Source organism: Mycolicibacterium austroafricanum (genome assembly GCF_000612725.1).
Classification (GTDB): Bacteria; Actinomycetota; Actinomycetes; order Mycobacteriales; family Mycobacteriaceae; genus Mycobacterium; species Mycobacterium austroafricanum.
Genome location: NZ_HG964453.1, coordinates 702,637 through 724,693, shown reverse-complemented (window position 1 = coordinate 724,693; position 22,057 = coordinate 702,637). Strand labels below are relative to the sequence as shown.

The window sequence follows — 22,057 nt, the reverse complement described above, 5'->3', positions numbered from 1 at the left end:
CGGACGCGGTCCTGCGATCAAATCACCTAGTTCAATTGAGGATTTGTGATGTTGGCCCAACAAGCTCGGGCCGGCACGCTACGCGCTCGCGCGTGCCTCAACCCACTTAATCAAGCGGCGACGGCGTTCTGCGATGCGCTCGGGATTCTGCTCGGCGTCACGCTCGGCGGCATCGGCTTCCGCCCAGGCGCGACGCATATCGGCGTCGTGGAACTCCACAGTCTTCGCCATCACTCACCCCTTTTCGGACGACGCCAGCATAACTGCGCTCCCTGACAAAACCCGTTAGGCACATTCTAGTTCCCTCGCTGCTGGGAGGCCTTGGCGATGCGGGCGGGCGTCATCGTCGTCGCTTCGGCGGCGGCAAGCAGGTGTGCCAGAACCTTGATGGAAGCGACGTCCGAGTGCGAGAAACCGTCAGCCTCGAGCGTGTTGGCTGTCAGCATCCCGAAAGCGAGCCTGTCCGCGCGAACAGCGACCGACACAAATGACCTGTACTGCCGATTCCTAGAGACGTCCCATGAGGCGGGAACCGCGGCGTTCGTGTCATTCCTCCACTCGACATCGCCACTATCTATCAGGTCCCATACCCCCTGATCACTGCCGTGGCCCTCGACGAACTCGCTGGTGAAGGAGTCTTCGCGATTTCGGGAGTCACTGTAGGTGCCCGACTGCATCACCCTGGATTGAGCACCTAGGTCTTGCACCCGAAAGTAGGCAGCCCTCGGCGCTTCGCTCTGGACGAGATCGCAGACCTTGCTGACGATTGACGTGCGAAACCCGCTGATCTCCCCATCCTTGGTCGCCTGATCTAACACGGAGAGCCGGCGCAGCTTGTCGGCAGTGCCGAGCATGGCCCCGTTGATAAGCAATGAAGTGCGACGAGACTCTGCCTTAAGGGCTTGGTCGAGCGAGACCCGCTCCTCCTCCTGTTGGCGCTTGAACGCGCGCTCGTTGCGGAACTTGAAGAAACCGACAACAGCGGTCGCCACCGCGAGGCAGCCGGCCAGAATGCGGATCGCGACGAGCCAATTGCCCGGCGGAACGAGGCTGACCGCAAAGGTGGCCGCCGCGGTCAGAACAGCCAGCGCCGTCAGCGCGAAGTTGAAGGCGACCGCCTGATCCTTGACAGCCTTCGTCTCCTCCACCCCCACCGCGGCAGCATCTCACACAGGGTCGACTTAACCGAACAATGAATCCCTACTCGCGCAGTCTTAAAACGGTTCCGCCACCCCTCCTCGGGGCCGGCGCCCCCGGCGCCCCCGGCGCCTGTTCAAATCTCTTGGCACACTCTTGGCACAACGGGGGTTTGAAATTGAGAGAAAATCTTGGCCGTAAGTCTCTGAACAGGAATTTTGATGGTGGGCGCGGACGGTATCGAACCGCCGACCGCTGGTGTGTAAAACCAGAGCTCTACCACTGAGCTACGCGCCCGATCCCGGGCAGGCTACACGGCTTTGCCTCCCGACGGGAAATCCCGCTAGCCGGATCGCAACGTGTTGAGCGCCTGCCCCCAGACCGCCTGATCGCGGGCCTCACCGGGCTGCTTGCACTCGGCGAACGCGACGATCCCCGATCGGTCGACGACGAAGGTGCCCCGGTTGGCGAACCCGGAAGCGTCGTTGAACACGCCGTAGGCCCGGGCGATCTCACCGTGCGGCCAGAAGTCCGACAGCACCGGGAACGTGTAGCCGCGCTCGGTGGCCCACACCTTGTGCGTCGGTGACGGGCCGACCGAGATCGCCAGCGTCGCCGTCTCCTCGTTCACGAAATCGCCCAGACGGTCCCGGATCTCGTCGAGCTCACGCTGGCAGATGCCGGTGAACGCCAACGGGAAGAAGACCAGCAACACGTTCTTCGCGCCGCGGAAGCCGCTCAGCGTCACCGGCTGGTTGTTCTGGTCCTTGAGCGTGAAATCCGGTGCCGGCTCGCCGACGGACAGCACCTACCGCTGCCGTCTGCTCTTCGCGCAAGCGCTCATCGCAACACTCTGCTCTTCGCGCAAGCGCTCATCGCTGCTTACTCACGGCCTTGGCCTTCGGCTGCACCAGACGGCTGGCGATCCAGTCGCCCAGGTTCGCCGACGACGTCTGCATCAGCCCCGCCGTGGGCGCCGACTCCGCGATCTCGGCGGGCTGCACGTGGCCCGGTTTGCCGGTCTTCGGGGTGACGACCCAGATGACACCGTCGTCGGCGAGCGGGGTGATGGCGTCCATCAACGTGTCGACGAGGTCACCGTCACCGTCGCGCCACCACAGCAGCACCACGTCGACGACTTCGTCGGCATCTTCGTCGAGCAGGTCACCGCCGCTCTCGTCCTCGATGTCGGCTCGGATGTCGTCGTCGGTGTCCTCGTCCCAGCCCAACTCCTGCACAACCTGATCTTTTTGGATGCCCAGCACTCGGGCGTAGTTCGGGGGTTCACCCGCCGACACCACGGTCGGTCCTCCTTCAGCCATGTTCGCGCACCGTGCGCTCGGTCACGTTCGACAGTCCTATCGTCGCACGCCGAGGGCTGACAGCAAGCCATCTGGCGCCTCGATCACCGATATGCCGCGTCGCATCGGTCCAATGCGGTGGTCTTCGAGTCGTTCAGCCGGGAGATCGCGGCGTTGAATTCGTCTGTCGGGTAGTTGCCGGCGATCGCCGTCGCGACAGCGCGCGCCGCATCGACCCAGCTGTTGAGCGCGTCGCGCAGCTCGGCGGGCAGCGGATCGGAGATGCTGCCCGCGACCAGGTCAGCGCTGTGGTTGAGCGCGTCGACGGCCGGACCGGCTGTCCGCTCGATGTCTGCGGCGTTCTCGTTGAACGCGTCGACGTAGGCGTTGACCGCGCCGATCGCCTCGGCGCTGCTGGAGCTCAACGCCTCGCAGGAGGTGTGCACGGCCTCCACGGTCAGCGACGTCTGACGCTCGGACTCCCGGGCGCTGGAACTGGCTGCGGACTCCTCGATGGACGCCGACACCGACGCCCGATACAGCGGCGCCTCACCCTCGGCCACGGCGGCGTCTCCGTCGGTGAAGTTGGTGCATCCGACGACGATCATCGCCAGCGTCGCGCACATGCCTGTCACGAAGGCGGCGAGCCGCACCCTGCGGGCGCCCTGCCAAGCGATCAGCACAATCTGCAGACGTTACCGGGTCCCCTGCCGGTTCACCCGACACTTCAGACCCGCTAGTGCGCATGGGGCAGGATTAGACAAGTATGGAAGCGCCGCGTGCGCGGGACGCGAGGTAACCCACCGAACCGATGCGCACGTTATTAAACCGCCTAACAAGGAGCGGAAGTTGACCACCGAGTTCGTGCGCCAGGACCTGGCCCAAAACTCCGGCAGCACAGCCGAACCCGACCGGGTTCGCGTCATCAGAGAAGGCGTCGCCTCGTATCTGCCGGACATCGACCCCGAAGAGACCGGCGAGTGGCTGGAGTCGTTCGATGATCTGCTCGAGCGTTCCGGCCCGGCGCGCGCCCGCTATCTCATGTTGCGGCTGCTGGAACGGTCCCGGGAGAAGCGGGTGGCCATCCCGGCGCTGACGTCCACCGACTACGTCAACACGATCCCGACCGAACTGGAGCCGTGGTTCCCCGGCGACGAGGACGTCGAGCGCCGCTACCGCGCGTGGATCCGCTGGAACGCCGCGATCATGGTGCACCGCGCGCAGCGGCCGGGAGTCGGTGTGGGTGGCCATATCTCGACCTACGCGTCCTCGGCGGCGCTCTACGAGGTCGGCTTCAACCACTTCTTCCGCGGCAAGAGCCACCCCGGCGGCGGCGACCAGATCTTCATCCAGGGCCACGCCTCCCCCGGCATCTACGCCCGCGCCTACCTCGAAGGCCGGCTGAGCGCCGACCAACTCGACGGTTTCCGTCAGGAGCACAGCCATCCCGGCGGCGGGCTGCCGTCGTATCCGCACCCGCGGCTGATGCCCGATTTCTGGGAGTTCCCGACGGTGTCGATGGGCCTGGGCCCGATGAACGCGATCTATCAGGCGCGGTTCAACCACTACCTGCACGACCGGGGCATCAAGGACACCTCCAAACAGCACGTGTGGGCGTTCCTCGGCGACGGTGAGATGGACGAGCCGGAAAGCCGCGGGCTGATCCAGGTGGCCGCCAACGAGGCCCTGGACAACCTGACCTTCGTCGTCAACTGCAACCTGCAGCGCCTCGACGGCCCGGTGCGCGGCAACGGCAAGATCATCCAGGAGCTCGAGTCGTTCTTCCGCGGCGCCGGCTGGAACGTCATCAAGGTGGTGTGGGGCCGCGAGTGGGACGCGCTGCTGCACGCCGACCGGGACGGCGCTCTGGTGAACCTGATGAACACCACCCCGGACGGGGATTACCAGACCTACAAGGCCAACGACGGCGCCTACGTCCGCGACCATTTCTTCGGCCGCGATCCGCGCACCAAGGCCCTCGTCGAGAACATGACCGACCGGGAGATCTGGAACCTCAAGCGCGGCGGGCACGACTACCGCAAGGTGTATGCGGCGTACCACGCGGCGCTGGAGCACAAGGGCCAGCCGACGGTGATCCTGGCCAAGACCATCAAGGGCTACACGCTGGGCAAGCACTTCGAGGGCCGCAACGCTACCCACCAGATGAAAAAGCTTGCGCTGCAAGACCTCAAGGACTTCCGCGACGCGCAGCGCATCCCGGTCAGCGACGAACAGCTGGAAGCCGATCCGTACCTGCCGCCGTACTACCATCCGGGTCCCGAGGCCCCGGAGATCCGCTACATGCTCGACCGCCGGCGCGCCCTTGGCGGGTTCCTGCCCGAGCGTCGCACCAAGTCCAGAGCGCTGACCCTGCCGGGGCGCGACGTCTACAAGGCGCTCAAGAAGGGGTCGGGCAAGCAGGAGGTCGCCACCACCATGGCGACCGTGCGCACCTTCAAGGAACTGTTGCGCGACAAGAACATCGGATCGCGCATTGTTCCCATCATCCCCGACGAGGCCCGCACGTTCGGCATGGACTCGTGGTTCCCCAGCCTCAAGATCTACAACCGCAACGGCCAGCTCTACACCGCGGTGGACGCCGAGTTGATGCTCGCCTACAAGGAGAGCGAAATCGGCCAGATCCTGCACGAAGGCATCAACGAGGCGGGGTCGACGGCGTCGTTCACCGCGGTGGGCACCTCGTATGCCACCCACAACGAGCCGATGATCCCGATCTACATCTTCTACTCGATGTTCGGGTTCCAGCGGACCGGAGACGGACTGTGGGCGGCCGCCGACCAGATGGCGCGCGGCTTCGTCCTCGGCGCCACCGCCGGGCGCACCACACTCGTCGGGGAAGGGCTGCAGCACGCCGACGGCCACTCGCTGCTGCTGGCGTCCACCAACCCCGCGGTGGTGGCCTACGACCCGGCGTTCGCCTACGAGATCGCCTACATCATCGAAAGCGGCCTGCACCGCATGTACGGCGAGAACCCGGAGAACGTCTACTTCTACATGACGATCTACAACGAGCCCTACGTCCAGCCCGCCGAACCCGACGGCCTCGACGTCGAGGGCCTGCTGCGCGGCATGTACCGGTACCAGGCCGCCCCCGAGAAGCGCACCAACGCCGCCCAGATCCTGGTGTCCGGGGTGGGCATGCCGTCGGCGCTCAAGGCCGCCGAGCTGCTGGCGCAGGAGTGGGACGTCGCCGCCGACGTCTGGTCGGTGACCAGCTGGGGCGAGCTCAACCGCGACGGCGTCGCAATCGAGAGGGAGAAGCTGCGCCATCCCGAGCTCCCCGCCGCCACGCCCTACGTCACCAAGATGCTGGCAGAGGCCGCCGGACCCGTCGTCGCGGTGTCGGACTGGATGCGCGCCGTGCCTGAGCAGATCCGGCCCTGGGTGCCCGGCACGTACATCACGCTCGGCACCGACGGCTTCGGCTTCTCCGACACCCGCCCGGCCGCCCGGCGCTACTACAACACCGACGCCGAGTCGGTGGTGGTGGCCGTGCTCGAAGGGCTGGCACGCGACGGCAACATCGACATCTCGGTGGCCGTGGAGGCGGCGAAGAAGTACGAGATCGACGATGTGATGGCGGCACCGGAGCAGACGTCGGATCCCGGAGTCGCGTAGCGACGACATCCCACCTGGGAGTCGCGTAGCGACGACATCCCACCTGGGAGTCGCGTAGCGACGACATCCCACCTGGGAGTCGCGTAGCGACGACATCCCACGTCAGCGTCGCCTGACGCTGTTGGAGGTTGTCGCCAAAAAGGGGCGTAGCTTTTAGGGATGACCGACAATCGGTTCATCCCGCCGCGCTCCACCGTCGAGGTGCTGGAGAACGTTCCGGAGTCCACGCTGCGCCGGCTCAAGCAGTATTCGGGGCGGCTGGCCACCCAGGCGGTCCACGCCATGGAGGAACGGCTGCCGTTCTTCGCCGAGCTGGACGCCTCCCAGCGCGCCAGCGTCCAGCTGGTGGTGCAGACCGCGGTGGTCAACTTCGCGGAGTGGATGCGGGATCCGCGCAGCAACGTCAGCTACACCGCCCAGGCCTTCGAAGTGGTGCCGCAGGACCTCCGCAGACGGATCGCGTTGCGCCAGTCGGTCGAGATGGTGCGCGTGACGATGGAGTTCTTCGAGGAAGTGGTGCCACTCCTGGCCCGCTCGGAGGATCAGCTGGCCGCGATGACCGCGGGCATCCTGCGCTACAGCCGCGACCTGGCGTTCGCCGCGGCCACCGCGTACGCCGACCAGGCCGAGGCGCGCGGCGCGTGGGACACCCGGATGGAGGCCAACCTGGTCGACGCGGTGGTCCGCGGCGGCACCAGACCCGAACTGCAGTCGCAGGCGGCGGCACTGAACTGGGACGCCACCGCGCCCGCAACGGTGATCGTCGGCATGCCCCGTCCGGACCGGGCGGAATTCGCCGGGGACGACGTCCACGAAGTCGCCGACCGCAACGGGCGCACCGCACTTTCCGACGTGCACGGCACCTGGCTGGTCGCCATCATCTCCGGCGGACTGTCGCCGACCGACCGCTTCCTGTCAGAACTCATGACGGTGTTCGCCGACGGCCCCGTCGTGATCGGCCCGACGGCGCCGACGCTCGGCGCGGCCCATCGCAGCGCCACCGAGGCCATCGCGGGCATGAACGCCGTCGCCGGGTGGGCCGGTGCGCCCCGTCCGGTCTCGGCGCGCGAGCTGCTCCCCGAGCGTGCGCTGCTCGGCGATGCGACCGCCGGTGCGGCGCTGGAAGCCGAGGTGATGAGGCCGCTCTCGGACGCCGGCCCGGCCCTGATGGAGACGCTGGACGCCTATCTCGACTCGGGCGGCGCCATCGAGGCTTGCGCGCGCAAATTGTTCGTTCATCCAAATACCGTGCGGTACCGGTTGAAGCGGATCGCCGACTTCACGGGCCGTGACCCCACGGTTCCGCGCGACGCGTACGTGCTGCGGGTGGCCTCGTCAGTGGGAAGACTGGCTCGGCAGGCCCACCTCAGCGCCGCTCCGGCGGCCGCATCCGCGCAGGCCATCGGTGTCGCCTCGGTCACATCTCCGGAGAACCTCGGGACGTGACAGGTTGCCGCCAGGTCACGATGACGTCGCATTACATGCGGATTTGTGGACAACCTACAAAAACATAAGACGAGGTTCATAATCTCTTACACCGTTCAAATCCTTCTTCACAATGTTTTCTTAGAGACGTGCCTCAGACAACTGTGCTTGCATTCCTCGCGCCCGGACAGGGCTCCCAGACTCCCGGCATGCTCGCCGAGTGGCTGGAGCTGCCCGGTGCCGCCCAGCGGATTCAGGCGTGGTCGGAGATCAGCGGTCTCGACCTGGCCGCGCTGGGCACCACCGCATCCGCCGAAGAGATCACCGACACCGCGGTGACCCAGCCCCTCGTGGTGGCCGCGACGCTGCTGGCCTACGAGGAACTGACCAAGCGCGACGTCCTCGGCGGGATCGAAGGCCCGGTGGACATCGTGGCGGCCGGGCACTCCGTCGGCGAGATCGCCGCGTACGCGATCGCCGGTGTCATCAGCGCCGACGAGGCCGTCTCCCTGGCGGCGACCCGCGGCAAGGAGATGGCCAAGGCGTGCGCGCTGGAGCCCACCGGGATGTCGGCACTGCTCGGCGGCGACGAGGCCGAGGTGCTCGCCCGGCTGGAGGCGCTGGATCTGATTCCGGCCAACCGCAACGCCGCAGGCCAGATCGTCGCCGCAGGAGCCGTGTCGGCGCTGGAGAAGCTCGCCGAGGATCCGCCGTCCAGAGCGCGGGTGCGCCCGCTGGCCACCGCAGGCGCCTTCCACACCCGATACATGGCCCCGGCGCTCGACGGGTATGCCACTGTCGCGGACCGCATCGACCCGGCCGAACCGACCGTCACGCTGCTGTCCAACTCCGACGGCCGTCCGGTGTCTTCGGCCGCCGACGCGATGGCCAAGCTTGTCGCCCAGATGACCCGGCCGGTGCGCTGGGACCTGTGCACCGCGTCCATGAAGGATCTCGGTGTCACGGCGATCGTCGAGTTCCCACCCGCGGGAACCCTGACCGGAATCGCCAAACGGGAACTTCGGGGGGTGCCGACGCACGCCGTCAAGTCCCCCGCTGACCTGGACGGGCTTGCGGCATCGTTCCGTGCCTGACCAGGGATAAATCCATAGTTCGATCACATCCAGTTGAAGTAACCAAGAAATAGATAGAAGGAGCCACTGTGCCCGCCACTCAGGACGAAATCATCGCCGGCCTCGCCGAGATCATCGAAGAGGTCACCGGCATCGAGCCCTCTGAGGTGACTCCGGAGAAGTCGTTCGTCGACGACCTGGACATCGACTCGCTGTCGATGGTCGAGATCGCCGTGCAGACCGAGGACAAGTACGGCGTGAAGATCCCGGACGAGGACCTCGCCGGTCTGCGCACCGTCGGTGACGTCGTCGCCTACATCCAGAAGCTCGAGGAAGAGAACCCCGAGGCCGCCGCCGCCATCCGGGCCCAGATCACGGGTGACAAGTGACCAGACCTTCCACTGCTAACGGCGGTTTTCCTAACGTCGTGGTGACCGCCATTGAGGCCACCACGGCCCTCGCTGCGGACATCGAGAGCACGTGGAAGGGTCTGCTGGCCGGCGAGAGCGGTATTCGGATTCTCGAGGACGACTTCGTCGACAAATGGGACCTGCCGGTGCGAATCGGCGGTCACCTCGTCGACGACATCGACAGCCACATGACCCGCATCGACAAGCGCCGCATGTCCTACGTGCAGCGGATGTCGAAGCTGTTGGCGCGGCGTCTCTGGGACAACGCGGGCACCCCCGAGGTCGACCCGGACCGCTTCTCGGTCGTCATCGGCACCGGTCTCGGCGGCGGCGAGAAGATCGTCGAGACCTACGACGCGATGAACGAGGGCGGCCCCCGCAAGGTGTCCCCGCTCGCCGTTCAGATGATCATGCCCAACGGTGCGGCCGCGGTCGCCGGTCTGGAACTGGGCGCCCGCGCCGGGGTCATCACCCCGGTGTCGGCGTGCTCGTCCGGGTCGGAGGCCATCGCCCACGCATGGCGCCAGATCGTCATGGGTGATGCGGACTTCGCGGTCTGCGGTGGTGTCGAAGGCGGGATCGAGGCGCTGCCGATCGCGGCGTTCTCGATGATGCGCGCCATGTCGACGCGCAACGACGACCCTGCCGGGGCGTCGCGGCCGTTCGACAAGGACCGCGACGGGTTCGTCTTCGGCGAGGCCGGCGTGATGATGATCATCGAGACCGAGGAGCACGCCAAGGCACGCGGCGCCACGCCGCTGGCCCGGCTCATGGGTGCAGGCATCACCTCGGACGCGTTCCACATGGTGGCCCCGGCGGCGGACGGCGTGAGGGCCGGCCACGCGATGAAGCGGGCGATGGAGACGGCGGGCCTGTCCCCCAAGGACATCTCCCACGTCAACGCGCACGCCACCGCCACCCCCATCGGTGACACCGCGGAGGCCAACGCCATCCGCGTCGCCGGTGTGGAGCACGCCGCGGTCTACGCGCCGAAGTCGGCGCTCGGCCACTCGATCGGCGCCGTGGGTGCCCTCGAGTCCGCGCTCACGGTGCTCGCGCTGCGAGACGGCGTCATCCCGCCGACACTGAACTACGAGACGCCCGACCCCGAGATCGATCTCGATGTCGTCGCGGGCGAGCCTCGATACGGCGACTACCAGTACGCCATCAACAACTCGTTCGGTTTCGGCGGCCACAATGTGGCTCTGGCCTTCGGTCGCTACTAGGTCAGGCTCGATCAGGGAGATCTGAGAAAGGACGCGCGCCGCAGGATGGCTTCGCCGACAACGGGCAATGGACTGCCGGACGTCGTGGTCACGGGTATCGCCATGACCACGAGCCTGGCGACCGATGCCGAAGCGACGTGGAAGTCACTGCTCGACGGCCACAGCGGGATCCGCAAGCTGCAGGATCCGTTCGTCGAGGAGTTCGACCTCCCGGTGCAGATCGGCGGGCACCTGCTCGAAGAGTTCGATTCTCAACTGACCAAGGTTGAGAACCGGCGGATGTCCTACGTTCAGAAGATGGCCACGGTGCTGGGCCGGCGGGTCTGGGAGAACGCCGGCTCACCCGAGGTCGACACCGAGCGACTCCTGGTGTCCATCGGCACCGGGCTCGGTGGCGCCGAGGCCCTGGTCTTCGCCTATGACGGGCTGCGGGAGCGGGGGCTGCGCTCGGTGTCCCCGCTGTCGGTACAGATGTACATGCCCAACGGCCCTTCGGCGGTCGTCGGGCTGGAGCGGCACGCCAAAGCCGGTGTGGTAACCCCGGTTTCGGCGTGCGCCTCCGGCTCCGAGGGCATCGCCCAGGCCTGGCGCAACATCGTGCTCGGTGAGGCCGACATCGCGATCTGCGGTGGCGTCGAGCAGCGCATCGAGGCGGTGCCGATCGCCGGTTTCGCCCAGATGCGCATAGTGATGTCGGCCAACAACGACGATCCGGCCGGGGCGTGCCGCCCCTTCGACAAGGACCGCGACGGGTTCGTGTTCGGTGAGGCCGGCGCGCTGATGGTCATCGAGACCGAGGAGCACGCCAGGGCCCGCGGCGCCACGCCGCTGGCCCGGGTCATGGGCGCGAGCATCACGTCGGACGGCTATCACATGGTGGCTCCCGACCCGAACGGCGAACGGGCCGGGTACGCGATCACCCGCGCCATCGAGCTCGCCGGCCTGAAACCGACCGACATCGACCACGTCAACGCGCACGCCACCGGCACCAGCGTCGGCGATCTGGCCGAGGGCCACGCCATCAACCTCGCGATGGGCGGCCACCGCCCCGCGGTCTACGCACCGAAATCGGCGTTGGGTCACTCTGTCGGCGCGGTCGGCGCCGTGGAGTCGATACTCACGGTGCAGTCGCTGCGGGATGGAATCATTCCGCCGACCCTGAACTTGAAGAATTTGGATCCCGAGATCGACCTCGACGTCGTCGCAGGTGGACCTCGGCCCGGAAACTACGAGTACGCCATCAACAATTCATTCGGATTCGGCGGGCACAACGTCGCACTCGCCTTCGGTAAGTACTGAAGATACGCAACGCAGGAGAACACATGACGACAATCGAGAACCCGCCGGCCCCTGAGTCAGTAAACGAGTCCCTCGACCCGCGCGATCCCCTGCTTCGCCTCGCCACCTTCTTCGACGACGGCACCGTCGAGCTGCTCCACGAGCGCGACAAGTCCGGTGTGCTGGTCGGCTCCGGCACCGTCAACGGCGTGCGCACGATCGCGTTCTGCACCGACGGCACCGTGATGGGCGGCGCCATGGGCGTCGACGGCTGCAAGCACATCGTCGACGCCTACGACGTCGCGATCAAGGAGCAGAGCCCGATCGTCGGCATCTGGCATTCCGGCGGCGCACGCCTGGCCGAGGGCGTCAAGGCACTGCACGCGGTCGGCCTGGTTTTCGAGGCCATGATCCGCGCGTCGGGTTACATCCCGCAGATCTCGGTGGTCGTCGGTTTCGCCGCAGGCGGTGCCGCCTACGGCCCGGCGCTGACCGACGTCATCGTGATGGCGCCGGACAGCAAGGTTTTCGTCACCGGCCCGGACGTGGTGCGCAGCGTGACCGGTGAGGACGTCGACATGGTGTCCCTCGGCGGTCCGGAGGCACATCACAAGAAGTCCGGTGTGTGCCACATCGTCGCCGACGACGAGCTCGACGCCTACGAGCGCGGCCGCCGTCTGGTCGGATTGTTCTGCCAGCAGGGCCATTTCGATCGCAGCAAGGCCGAGGCCGGCGACACCGACCTCAAGGCGCTGCTGCCGGAGTCGGCCCGTCGTGCTTACGACGTGCACCCGCTGATCGAGGCCCTGCTCGATGAGGGTGTGCCGTTCGAGGAGTTCCAGTCCCGTTGGGCCCCGTCGATCGTCGTGGGTCTGAGTCGGCTGGCCGGCCGCACCGTCGGCGTGATCGCCAACAACCCGTTGCGACTGGGCGGCTGCCTCAACTCCGAAAGCGCGGAGAAATCGGCACGTTTCGTGCGCCTGTGCGATGCCTTCGGCATCCCGCTCGTCGTCGTCGTCGACGTGCCCGGCTACCTGCCCGGTGTGGATCAGGAGTGGGGCGGCGTGGTCCGTCGCGGCGCCAAGCTGCTGCACGCCTTCGGCGAGTCGTCGGTGCCGCGGGTCACGCTGGTCACCCGCAAGATCTACGGCGGCGCCTACATCGCGATGAACTCGCGGTCGCTGAACGCCACCAAGGTGTTCGCGTGGCCCGAGGCCGAGGTCGCCGTGATGGGCGCCAAGGCCGCGGTCGGCATCCTGCACAAGAAGAAGCTGGCCGCCGCGCCCGATCACGAGCGCGAGTCGTTGCACGAGGCGCTGGCTCTCGAGCACGAAAGGATCGCCGGCGGTGTCGATTCCGCGATCGAGATCGGTGTCGTCGACGAAAAGATCGACCCGTCGCACACCCGCTCGAAGCTGACCCAGGCGCTGGCCGAGGCGCCCATGCGCCGCGGCCGCCACAAGAACATCCCGCTGTAATCGTCCTACCGCCGAAATTGCATTCCAGCAGGCCTCTACTCGGAAATCCCCTGCTGGAATGCAATTTCGGCGATTTGTTTGGCGGTTGACTCGGCACTGTCCCGGTCCCGCGCGACCAGGCCGATCCTGGTGCGCCGGTCCAGGATGTCGTCGACGGTGAGCGCGCCCTCGTGGGTGACCGCGTACTCGAACTCCGCCCTGATGACGTCGACACCGTCGGCAACCTGATCGGTGGGCCGCTCGCAGCTCGCCCGCGCGATCACGTTCGGCGCCTCCGCGCCATAGCGGGCGACCAGCGAGCCGGGCAGATCAACCGGAGATCGCAGTGTGGCAACGGGATTCGACGGCGCGCCGACCAGCGGCAGGTTGCGGGTCCGGCAGGCGCCCGCGGTCAGCCCGCGCAACCGCACGGCGCGGTCGACGACGTCCTCGGCCATGTACCGGTACTCGGTGAGTTTGCCGCCGATCACGCTGATGACACCCGACGGCGACTCCGTGACCGCATGCTCACGCGAGAGGTCGGCGGTCGCTCCCCCGGCATCGATGAGCGGACGCAGTCCGGCGTACGCGCCGACCACGTCGTCGGGCCCGAGCGCGACGTCCAGCGCCGTGTTGACGGTGTCCAGCAGGAAGGTGATCTCGGCAGGCGTCGGCTCGGGCACGTCGGGAACCGGGCCAGGGGCGTCTTCATCGGTCAGCCCCAGGTACACCCTGCCGAGCTGTTCGGGCATCGCGAACACGAACCGGTTCAGCGAGCCGGGTATCGGAACCGTCAGTGCCGCAGTGGGATTGCCGAATGCCTCGGCGCCGAACACGAGATGTGTGCCGCGGCTGGGCCGCAGCTTGATCGAGTCGTCGATCTCCCCCGCCCACACACCGGTCGCGTTGACCACCGCCCGTGCCGACACCTGCATCGACTCCCCGGTCAGCGTGTCGGTCAGCGTCACCGAATTGCGCGACGCGCGTGACGCCGCGACGCGGGTGAGAACCCTGGCACCGTGCTGGGCAGCGGTCCGCGCCACGGCAGTGACCAGGCGGGCGTCGTCGATGAGCTGACCGTCGTAGGCCAGCAGTGCGCCGTCGAGACCCCGCCTGCGCACCGTCGGGGCCAGGCTGACGGCCCGTTGCACATCGACGCGCCGTGACCTCGGCAGGGTTTCCGCGGGGGTGCCCGCGAGCCTGCGCAGTCCGTCACCGGCGGCGAACCCGAATCGGACCAGCGCCCGCGAGGCCGCGTTCATCTCGGGCAGCAGCGGCACCAGCTGCGGCATCGCATGGACCAGATGAGGCGCGTTGCGGGTCATCAGGATTCCGCGTTCGATGGCGCTGCGCCTGGCGATGCCGACGTTGCCGCTGGCCAGGTAGCGCAGCCCGCCGTGCACGAGCTTGGAACTCCACCGGCTGGTGCCGAACGCCAGGTCGTGCTTCTCCACCAGCACCACCGACAACCCGCGCGTCGCCGCGTCGAGGGCGATGCCCGCGCCGGTGATGCCGCCGCCGATCACCACGACGTCGGGGGTCACCCCGTCACCCAGCGCGGACAGCTCGGCCGTGCGCCGCGCTGCATTCAAAGCCGTTGAGCCACTCATGGTTTCAGGTATCCGTTCAGTGAGTGAGCCAGCTCTTCGTTGAGCGCCTCGTTGTCGAGCAGCTCGGCGACCATCTGGGCCGACTGGATCGTCGACTGGGTGATCAACAGGCACATGGCAGCCATGCCGCGTGGATCGCCGGCACGGATGCTGCCCTCGTCCTGCCCTGCCTTTATCGCCTCGGCCAGCGCGTCGATGAGGATCTGCTGGCTGGTGCCGAGCCGGTCGGTGATGTAGGTCATCGCAAGGCCCGGCGCGTTGCGGATGACCGATTGGACGATCTCGTCGGCACGCAGGTGATCGGCCACGGCGACGACGCGCCCCACCACCGACTCCCGGCCGGCGCCGCGGTCGGGAACCGCCTCCAGCACACCGGTGATCCGCACCGTGAGCAGCTCGGCGATCACCCAGCGGATGTCGGGCCACCGGCGGTAGATGGTCGGGCGGCTCACCCGCGCCCGGCGCGCGATCTCGGTCATGGTCGTCCGCTCGACGCCGTACGCGAGGATGCACGCCGCCGCGGCGTCGAGAATGCGCTGCTCGACGCTCCGCTCAGGATTACGGATTGACACCATCTGTAATACTGTAACGCATGATGCAGTGGAACGCGTGGGGCGACCCCGCCGCGGCCAAGCCGTTGTCGCCCGCGATCAGGGCCCTGCTGGGCCAGGCGCTCGGCATCGACGGCGCCGATATCGACGAACCCACCCTCGAACAGGTGCGGCTGCGTCCGTCCGCGCTGTCCCCGGCCGACCTCGACGGTCTGAGCGCGGTGGTGGGCGCGGCGAACGTGACCACCGACGACCAGGCCCGGCTGCTTCGGGCCGGCGGCAAGTCGACGCTGGACCTGTTGCGCCGCAGAGATTTCGGAGTCCAGGACGCTCCGGACGCGATCGTGCTGCCCGGTGGCGACCGGGACGTCGCCGAGGTTCTGCGGTTCTGCGGAGAACGCAGCATCGCCGTCGTCCCGTTCGGCGGCGGCACCAGCGTGGTCGGTGGGCTCGACCCCACCCGCGGCGACTTCAAGGCCGTGGTGTCGCTGGATCTGCGCCGGCTCGACGAACTGCACTCCCTGGACGAGGTGTCCTGGGAGGCCGAGCTGGGTGCCGGGCTGACCGGCCCGGACGCCGAGCGACTGCTGGGTGAGCGGGGCTTCTCGCTGGGCCATTTCCCGCAGAGCTTCTGCTTCGCGACCATCGGCGGGTTCGCCGCCACCCGCTCGTCGGGCCAGGATTCCGCAGGTTACGGCCGATTCGACGACATGGTCCGCGGACTTCGCGCCGTCACGCCGGCCGGTGTGCTGGACCTGGGACGGGCACCGGCCTCGGCGGCCGGCCCCGACCTGCGTCAGCTGCTGCTCGGCTCCGAGGGCACGTTCGGGATCATCACCCGGGTCCGGGTGCGCGTCCATCCCGTGCCGGAGGCCACCCGGTACGAGGCGTGGTCGTTTCCCGACTTCGCCACCGGCGCCGACGCATTGCGGGCGGTGGCGCAGACCGGCACCGGCCCCACCGTGATCCGGCTGTCCGACGAAGCCGAGACCGGGGTCAACCTGGCCACCACCGAGAGCATCGGCGAACAGCAGGTCACCGGCGGGTGCCTGGCCATCACCGCGTTCGAGGGCACCGAGGCCCACGTCGCGAGCCGGCACGCCGAGACCCGGGACCTGTTGGCCGCCAGCGGCGGAACCTCGCTGGGCGAAGGTCCCGCGCGGGCCTGGGAGCACGGCCGGTTCAACGCGCCCTACCTGCGCGACGCGCTGCTGTCGGCCGGGGCGCTGTGCGAGACGCTGGAGACGGCGACCAACTGGTCGAACGTGGCGGCGCTCAAGGCCGCCGTCACCGAGGCGCTGACGGGTTCACTGGCCGAATCGGGTACGCCCGCCCTGGTGTTGTGCCACATTTCGCATGTGTATCCCACCGGCGCATCGCTGTACTTCACCGTGGTCGCCGCCCAGCGCGGCAACCCGATCGAGCAGTGGCGCAACGCCAAGGCCGCCGCATCCGAGGCGATGCTGCGCAGCGGCGCCACCATCACCCACCATCACGCCGTCGGCGCCGATCACCGCCCGTGGATGCGCGACGAGATCGGCGACCTCGGCGTCACGGTGCTGCGGGCCGTCAAGGAGGCCCTCGACCCCGCCGGGATTCTCAACCCGGGCAAGCTGATTCCGTGAGCCCACCGGCGCGGGTCACGGTGCTGACCAACCCGACATCCGGGCACGGGAACGCACCGCACGCCGCCGAGCGAGCGATCACCCAACTGCACCACCGCGGGGTCGATGTCGTCGCCATCGCCGGCAGAGACTCGTCCCACGCCCGGCAGCTGGTGGAGGGCGCCCTGGAGCGCGGCATGGACGCACTCGTCGTCGTCGGCGGGGACGGCATCATCTCGCTGGCCCTGCAGGTGCTCGCACAGACCGACATTCCGCTCGGCCTCGTCCCGGCGGGCACCGGTAACGACCACGCCCGTGAGTTCGGCATCCCCACCAGGGACCCCGAAGCCGCGGCCGACGTGATCGTCGACGGCGTCGCCGACACCGTGGACCTCGGCCGCATCAAGGGGGCGGACGGCACCGACAGATGGTTCGGCACCGTGATGGCCGCCGGCTTCGACTCGCTGGTGACCGACCGCACCAACCGGATGCGCTGGCCGCACGGGCGGATGCGCTACAACCTCGCGATGGTGGCCGAGCTGTCCAAGCTGCGGCTGTTGCCGTTCCGGCTGTCCTTCGACGGCGACGCCGAGTTCGACACCGAGCTCACGCTCGCCGCGTTCGGCAACACCAAGAGCTACGGCGGCGGGATGAAGATCTGCCCGGACGCCGACCCGCGTGACGGCCTGCTCGACGCGACGATGGTCGCGTCGGCGTCACGGACGCGGCTGATCCGGTTGTTCCCCACGGTGTTCAAGGGCACGCACGTGAACCTCGACGAGGTACGTACGGCGCGGGCACGCACCATCACGGTGGACTCACCGGGCATCAATGCCTACGCCGACGGCGAGTACGTGTGCCCGCTGCCGGTCGAGGTGTCCGCCGTCCCGGGCGCACTGAAGATCCTGCGCCCGTCCTAGATCCGGCCTAGCCCACTCCCCTGCTCAGCCAGCTGACCTCGGCGCCCTCGCCGCCGTCACGGTAGGCCTCCAGGGCCTCGTCCCATGCGGTGCCCAGCACCGAGTCCAGCTCGGCGGCCAGCACGTCGGCTCCGGACGCCATCAGCGTGCGCAGCCTCATCTCGCCGACCATCACGTCGCCGTTGGCGCTCATCGCTCCGCTCCACAGACCGAGCTGCGGGGTGTGGCACCAGCGGTGTCCGTCGACGCCGTGGCTGGGGTCCTCGGTCACCTCGAAACGCAGCACCGACCAGGAGCGCAGCGCGTTCGCCAGCGCGGCGCCGGTGCCGACCGGGCCGACCCAGTTGGTGACGGCGCGCAGCTGACCGGGCATGGCCGGCTGCGGGGTCCACTTCAGATTCGCCCTCGCGTTGAGGGTCGACGACAACGCCCACTCGACATGCGGGCACACCGCCGCGGGCGACGCGTGGATGTAGACCACGCCCGTCGTCGCGTCGGCGAATTGGTTCGCTGCACGCATCTGTTGCTCCTTCGGTTCCACGAGGGACGTCTTCCCCAACGACCTGGTGGTTTCCGAACGGCGCAGATGATGCGATGAAGCTGATTAAGTTGTGGCTTGCGTGTCTATTGTGCCTCGTGAGACGGGTGTTGCGCTAGTCCGCCCCGAACTCTCTTAGGACTTCATCAGACAGGGCCGGCATGACGGTGTGCGCCCAGTCCCCGAACTTGCGGTCGGTCAGCACGACCAGCGCCAGGGCGGCGTCCGGATCGACCCACAGAAACGTCCCGGACTGCCCGAAATGGCCGAACGTCCGGGTCGAGTTCGCAGACCCGGTCCAGTGCGGAGATTTGCCACCCCGGATCTCGAAGCCCAGCCCCCAGTCGTTGGGGCGCTGCACGCCGAATCCGGGCAGCACGCCGTCGAGACCCGGGAACTGGACGCTGATCGCCTCGCGGTGCATCTGCTCCGACACCGTCACCGGCTCCAGCAGGTCACGGGCGAACGCCACGAGGTCCTCGACCGTCGAGGTCACGCCGTAGCCGGCCGCCTCGGCCCCGCCGTCGAGGGCGGTGCCGGACATCGCCAGCGGTTCGAACACCGACTCGGCCAGGTAGGTGGCGAACGGAATCGACGACTCCGCCTCGATCTTCTCGGCCAGAACGGTGAATCCGTAATTGGAGTAGATCCGCCTGGTGCCCGGTGCCGCCAACACCTTCGACGAGCTCATCTCGTAACCGGCGGCGTGGGCCAGCAGGTGACGCACCGTCGCACCGGGCGGCCCGGCCTCCGAATCCAGGTCGACGGCCCCCTCCTCGACGGCCACCTGTGCGGCGCGGGCGACCAACGGCTTGGTGACCGACGCCAGCGGGAACCGGCGCCCGGTGTCCCCGTGACGGGCCAGCACACCGGACGGCCCCACCACCGCGGCCGCGGCAGTGGGGACCGGCCAGTCGTTCAGGGCATCGAGTGCGCTCATCGGGCCCGAGCCTAGCGAGGGTCCGGGAGCGGACTCACTTCGTGGCGATGTAATACAGGTTGAGCGGGTCGGAGTCGATCTCCCGCACCTGCACGTCGCGGAATCCGGCGTCGGCCAGCATCGAGGTGGCCAGGTCGCGTCCCCAGCAGGTGCCGAGCCCGTCACCGCCGAGTCCCAGCGAGACACTCATGCAGTGCATGGTAGAGACCGTGTAGAGGTACGGGGCCAACGGCGCACCGACGTTGTCCTCGACCCGGCTGGAGGACTTGATGTCGACCATCAGGAAGGTTCCACCCGGCCGCAGCGCGCGCTGGATGTTGGCCAGCACCCGACCCGGGTGGGCCTGGTCGTGGATGGAGTCGAACGCCGTGATGAGGTCGAAGGCGTCGACCGCGTCGTAGTCGGCGACGTCGGTCGCCGCGAACGTCGCGTTCGTCAGTCCGAGATCGCGCGACTCGGCGACGCCGGCGGCCAACCCCTCCTCGGAGAAGTCCAGACCGACGAACCGGCTGGCGGGGAACGCACTCGCCATGACGTTGACGGCGTGGCCGCTGCCGCAACCGAAGTCGGCAACGTCGACACCGCTGCGCAGGCGCGCGGGCAGCCCGTCGACCATCGGCAGGATCACGTCGACGAGGGCGGCGTCGAAGACCTCGCCGCTCTCCTCCGCCATCAGCGTGTGGAAGCGCGGATATTCGGCGTAGGACAGCCCTCCCCCGTTGTGGAAGCAGCCGATCACCTTCTGCTCGACCTCGCCGAGCAGCGGGATGAACTGGGCGACCCGGGCGAAGTTGTCCGGGCCCGCGGCGCGGGTCAGCACGGCGGCGCGGTGCGGCGGAAGCGAGTACGCCTGCGCGGCCGCGTCGTAGTCGACGATCCGCCCGGCTACCATTCCGCCGAGCCACTCCCGCACATACCGCTCGTCGAGCCCGGCGGCGTCGGCGATCTGCGTGCTCGTCGCCGGCGGCAGCTGGGCCAGCGTGTCGAACAGTCCGGTCTGGTGGCCGATGGACAGGAGTATCGCGATGCTCGCTCCGTCGATGGTGCCGACGATGCGTTCGGCGAACTCCTCGGTGGTCTCGGGGGCGACCGCCGTATTCCCGATCAGTGTTGTCATGCCGGAAACGCTAGACCGCCCGGCGCCCACCGTCATCGGGCAATTCATGCGTTTTCGGCGCTGCGTCCATGGTGCAGATGATGTAGTTCAGCGTTCGTCGGTCAGCACACCCTGCTGGAACGCCCAGTTGGCCGCCGCGGTCCGGGTGGACACTCCGAGCTTGGCGTAGATGTTGGCCAAATGCCTGCTCACCGTCTTGTCGGACAGGTGCAGTTGCTCGGCCACCTGCCGGTTGGTGGCGCCGCGGGCGATGCGGGTCAGCACGTCGAGTTCCCGACGGGTCAGGCCTCCGGGTGTCGGCGCCCCGCAGATCCCGGCGGGCTCCACGCCCAATTGGACGTAGATGGCGTCGGCGGTGGCCGCGTCGGCGACGGCACCTTCGCGGTCGCCGAGTCCCCGCTTCGCCAACGCCATCCACTCGTAGACTTCCGCCGTCTCGTACCGAGACTGCTGAACCCGGTACTCGCGCAACGCGCTCTGCAGCGATTCCAGCGCGACCCCGAAATCCCCGCGTCGCACCGCCACGGCTCCGCGGGCGTGGGCCGCCCAGGCCCGGAAGCCCGGCGTGCCGAACGCCTTGGCGTCGGCTTCCAGCTCCCGGCAATAGTTTTCGGCTTCCGACAGCGCGTCACGGCCCAGCGCGATCTCGACAGCGGCACGCAGCAGCCGCACCCGGGCCAGCCGGTCGCCACCGGCGAGCGCAAGCCGGATCGACGTCCACGCCGCCGCGTTGTCGCCCCGCCGACACGCCAGTAGCGCCTCACCGGGTTGCGGATCCAGACCGAGCGCCCGCGCCTGCTCGAAAGCTGTTGCGGCTCCGTCCAAGTCACCCTTGAGCCGGCGCACCTCGCCGAGCTGGTAGTAGCCCTCGGCGGCCGCCCAGGCGTTCACCTCGACCAGCGCCCGGCTGGCTGTGCCGAGCCTGTCCTCCAGACCCCGGAGGTCGGTTGAGGCGACCTGCACCTGAAGGCGGTGCACGTCGCACACCCCGCCGTAGGGCACCGACCCGGAGAGCCCGCACCACTGCTCCATCGACTGCGTCCACGACCGCATCCGCGGCAGGTCGGCGAGTTTGTGGCAGTGATGCAGGACCATGCAGTAGATGTCACCGGCCCACTCGATCGGCACCTGGTCGGCCATCAGCGGCAGGATGGCCTCGTCGATCAACGCGTATCCCTCGGCCGTGCGGGCGTGCAGGATCGCTTCGATGCCGGCGGCGATCAGCCCGAGCGCGGTCACCGCGGGCACATCGAGACGCTCGCTGGTCTCGCGCAGCGACCGCACGTGGCCGGCGAGCGCGTCGAGGTCCTGCGAGATGGCGGCCACGACGGCGTCGAGGTAGATCAGGTAGCCGTGGGCCTGGCTCTCCTCGGCGGCGGCGAGCAGCCTGCGGGCCCGGCTCATCCACCCCTGTCCGATGTTGATGTCGCCGCGCACGAGCCACGCCAGGGCCAGCTCGTTGGCTTTCATCGCTGCGGCGTTCGGGTCGGTCCGGGTCAGCTCGGCGAACACCCGCTCCGCGGCGCGGCTGGACTCCTTGATGTGGCCGAGCCGCCAGGACGCGAACGCGAACGCCTCCAGATCGTCGGTGCGCAGCGGCGCGTACCGGCTCGCGAGTTCGAACGCCTCGTAGCTGGCAGCCCAGTCACGCCGCTGATGCGCTGTGCGGGCGGCGGAGAGGAGGTCGATCTGGGTGTCGGTGAGCATCGCAGCATCCACGGTATCCCCGATCAGACCATTTCGACCGAGCGTTTCGCCAGGCCCATCCAATATCCGTCGAGCGCCACGAACAGCGGGGCGAATGCTCGATGGTCGGACACGTCTCGAGTCT

20 protein-coding genes and 1 tRNA gene are annotated in these 22,057 nt (G+C 68.1%); 9 read left to right on the top strand and 12 right to left on the bottom strand.

The features are described 5' to 3' along the window. Positions 1 to 78 precede the first annotated feature (78 nt). The 6 genes from BN976_RS33830 to BN976_RS17085 all read right to left on the bottom strand — a co-directional run bounded on the left by BN976_RS33830 (position 79) and on the right by BN976_RS17085 (position 3,064). Positions 79 to 231 (bottom strand): hypothetical protein, encoded by a 153-nt coding sequence (locus BN976_RS33830; protein ID WP_158013700.1) that lies wholly within the window; start codon positions 229 to 231, stop codon positions 79 to 81. A gap of 65 nt (positions 232 to 296) precedes the next feature. Continuing rightward, the gene (locus BN976_RS17105; RefSeq protein WP_011780917.1) at positions 297 to 1,154 is read right to left on the bottom strand and encodes a hypothetical protein; all 858 of its coding nucleotides are present in this window, start codon (positions 1,152 to 1,154) and stop codon (positions 297 to 299) included. Positions 1,155 to 1,359: 205 nt separating this feature from the next. Continuing rightward, positions 1,360 to 1,434: transfer RNA gene (locus BN976_RS17100), tRNA-Val, on the bottom strand. Positions 1,435 to 1,480: 46 nt separating this feature from the next. Beyond that, complete coding sequence (locus tag BN976_RS17095) at positions 1,481 to 1,945, bottom strand: peroxiredoxin (RefSeq protein WP_011780918.1); 465 nt, start codon at positions 1,943 to 1,945, stop codon at positions 1,481 to 1,483. A gap of 64 nt (positions 1,946 to 2,009) precedes the next feature. After that, on the bottom strand, positions 2,010 to 2,459 hold the full coding sequence (locus BN976_RS17090) for a DUF3052 domain-containing protein (RefSeq protein ID WP_105387545.1): 450 nt from the start codon (positions 2,457 to 2,459) through the stop codon (positions 2,010 to 2,012). Between the two features lie 83 nt (positions 2,460 to 2,542). Further along, on the bottom strand, positions 2,543 to 3,064 hold the full coding sequence (locus tag BN976_RS17085; RefSeq protein WP_049778243.1) for an Rv2240c family protein: 522 nt from the start codon (positions 3,062 to 3,064) through the stop codon (positions 2,543 to 2,545). A 223-nt stretch (positions 3,065 to 3,287) separates the two neighbouring features. On the opposite strand from BN976_RS17085, the gene aceE reads away from it, so the two are divergent. From aceE to BN976_RS17050, 7 genes are all read left to right on the top strand, one after another. Continuing rightward, positions 3,288 to 6,077, top strand: a complete 2,790-nt coding sequence (gene aceE, locus BN976_RS17080) for a pyruvate dehydrogenase (acetyl-transferring), homodimeric type (protein ID WP_036372197.1) — start codon at positions 3,288 to 3,290, stop codon at positions 6,075 to 6,077. A 159-nt stretch (positions 6,078 to 6,236) separates the two neighbouring features. Next, positions 6,237 to 7,523: a PucR family transcriptional regulator gene (locus BN976_RS17075; RefSeq protein ID WP_011780922.1), complete on the top strand. Its 1,287-nt coding sequence runs from the start codon at positions 6,237 to 6,239 to the stop codon at positions 7,521 to 7,523. A gap of 143 nt (positions 7,524 to 7,666) precedes the next feature. Next, complete coding sequence (locus tag BN976_RS17070; RefSeq protein ID WP_036372192.1) at positions 7,667 to 8,596, top strand: ACP S-malonyltransferase; 930 nt, start codon at positions 7,667 to 7,669, stop codon at positions 8,594 to 8,596. Between the two features lie 68 nt (positions 8,597 to 8,664). Then, positions 8,665 to 8,964 carry a meromycolate extension acyl carrier protein AcpM gene (gene acpM, locus BN976_RS17065; RefSeq protein ID WP_011780924.1) on the top strand — a complete coding sequence of 100 codons (300 nt, stop codon included), beginning with the start codon at positions 8,665 to 8,667 and terminating at the stop codon, positions 8,962 to 8,964. Continuing rightward, a complete protein-coding gene (gene kasA / locus BN976_RS17060; RefSeq protein WP_011780925.1) occupies positions 8,961 to 10,211 on the top strand; it encodes a 3-oxoacyl-ACP synthase KasA in 1,251 nt (416 codons plus the stop codon). The genes acpM and kasA overlap by 4 nt, the downstream gene beginning before the upstream one ends. Before the next feature lie 45 nt (positions 10,212 to 10,256). Then, positions 10,257 to 11,510, top strand: coding sequence for a 3-oxoacyl-ACP synthase KasB (kasB, locus tag BN976_RS17055; protein WP_011780926.1), 1,254 nt, complete (start codon positions 10,257 to 10,259; stop codon positions 11,508 to 11,510). Between the two features lie 23 nt (positions 11,511 to 11,533). Beyond that, positions 11,534 to 12,967: an acyl-CoA carboxylase subunit beta gene (locus BN976_RS17050; protein ID WP_036372190.1), complete on the top strand. Its 1,434-nt coding sequence runs from the start codon at positions 11,534 to 11,536 to the stop codon at positions 12,965 to 12,967. Positions 12,968 to 13,002: 35 nt separating this feature from the next. Here BN976_RS17050 and BN976_RS17045 read toward each other — a convergent pair whose 3' ends face one another. Beyond that, a complete protein-coding gene (locus BN976_RS17045; protein WP_036372186.1) occupies positions 13,003 to 14,556 on the bottom strand; it encodes a glycerol-3-phosphate dehydrogenase/oxidase in 1,554 nt (517 codons plus the stop codon). Next, positions 14,553 to 15,131, bottom strand: a complete 579-nt coding sequence (locus BN976_RS17040; RefSeq protein WP_011780929.1) for a TetR/AcrR family transcriptional regulator — start codon at positions 15,129 to 15,131, stop codon at positions 14,553 to 14,555. The genes BN976_RS17045 and BN976_RS17040 overlap by 4 nt, the downstream gene beginning before the upstream one ends. Positions 15,132 to 15,151: 20 nt before the next feature. On the opposite strand from BN976_RS17040, the gene BN976_RS17035 reads away from it, so the two are divergent. Then, on the top strand, positions 15,152 to 16,732 hold the full coding sequence (locus BN976_RS17035) for an FAD-binding oxidoreductase (RefSeq protein WP_036372369.1): 1,581 nt from the start codon (positions 15,152 to 15,154) through the stop codon (positions 16,730 to 16,732). Beyond that, positions 16,729 to 17,631 (top strand): diacylglycerol kinase, encoded by a 903-nt coding sequence (locus BN976_RS17030; protein ID WP_036372183.1) that lies wholly within the window; start codon positions 16,729 to 16,731, stop codon positions 17,629 to 17,631. Before BN976_RS17035 ends, BN976_RS17030 begins: the two co-directional genes overlap by 4 nt. 7 nt (positions 17,632 to 17,638) lie before the next feature. Here the strand turns inward: BN976_RS17030 and BN976_RS17025 are convergent, their stop codons facing one another. The 4 genes from BN976_RS17025 to BN976_RS17010 all read right to left on the bottom strand — a co-directional run bounded on the left by BN976_RS17025 (position 17,639) and on the right by BN976_RS17010 (position 21,933). Continuing rightward, positions 17,639 to 18,151: a DUF3145 domain-containing protein gene (locus BN976_RS17025; RefSeq protein WP_036372367.1), complete on the bottom strand. Its 513-nt coding sequence runs from the start codon at positions 18,149 to 18,151 to the stop codon at positions 17,639 to 17,641. Positions 18,152 to 18,284: 133 nt separating this feature from the next. After that, entirely contained in the window at positions 18,285 to 19,109 is an 825-nt protein-coding gene (locus BN976_RS17020; RefSeq protein ID WP_011780933.1) for a serine hydrolase domain-containing protein, read from the bottom strand. Positions 19,110 to 19,143: 34 nt separating this feature from the next. Continuing rightward, the gene (locus BN976_RS17015) at positions 19,144 to 20,226 is read right to left on the bottom strand and encodes a class I SAM-dependent methyltransferase (RefSeq protein WP_036372181.1); all 1,083 of its coding nucleotides are present in this window, start codon (positions 20,224 to 20,226) and stop codon (positions 19,144 to 19,146) included. 87 nt (positions 20,227 to 20,313) lie between these two features. Further along, positions 20,314 to 21,933 (bottom strand): helix-turn-helix transcriptional regulator, encoded by a 1,620-nt coding sequence (locus tag BN976_RS17010; protein ID WP_011780935.1) that lies wholly within the window; start codon positions 21,931 to 21,933, stop codon positions 20,314 to 20,316. Between the last annotated feature and the right edge of the window lie 124 nt (positions 21,934 to 22,057).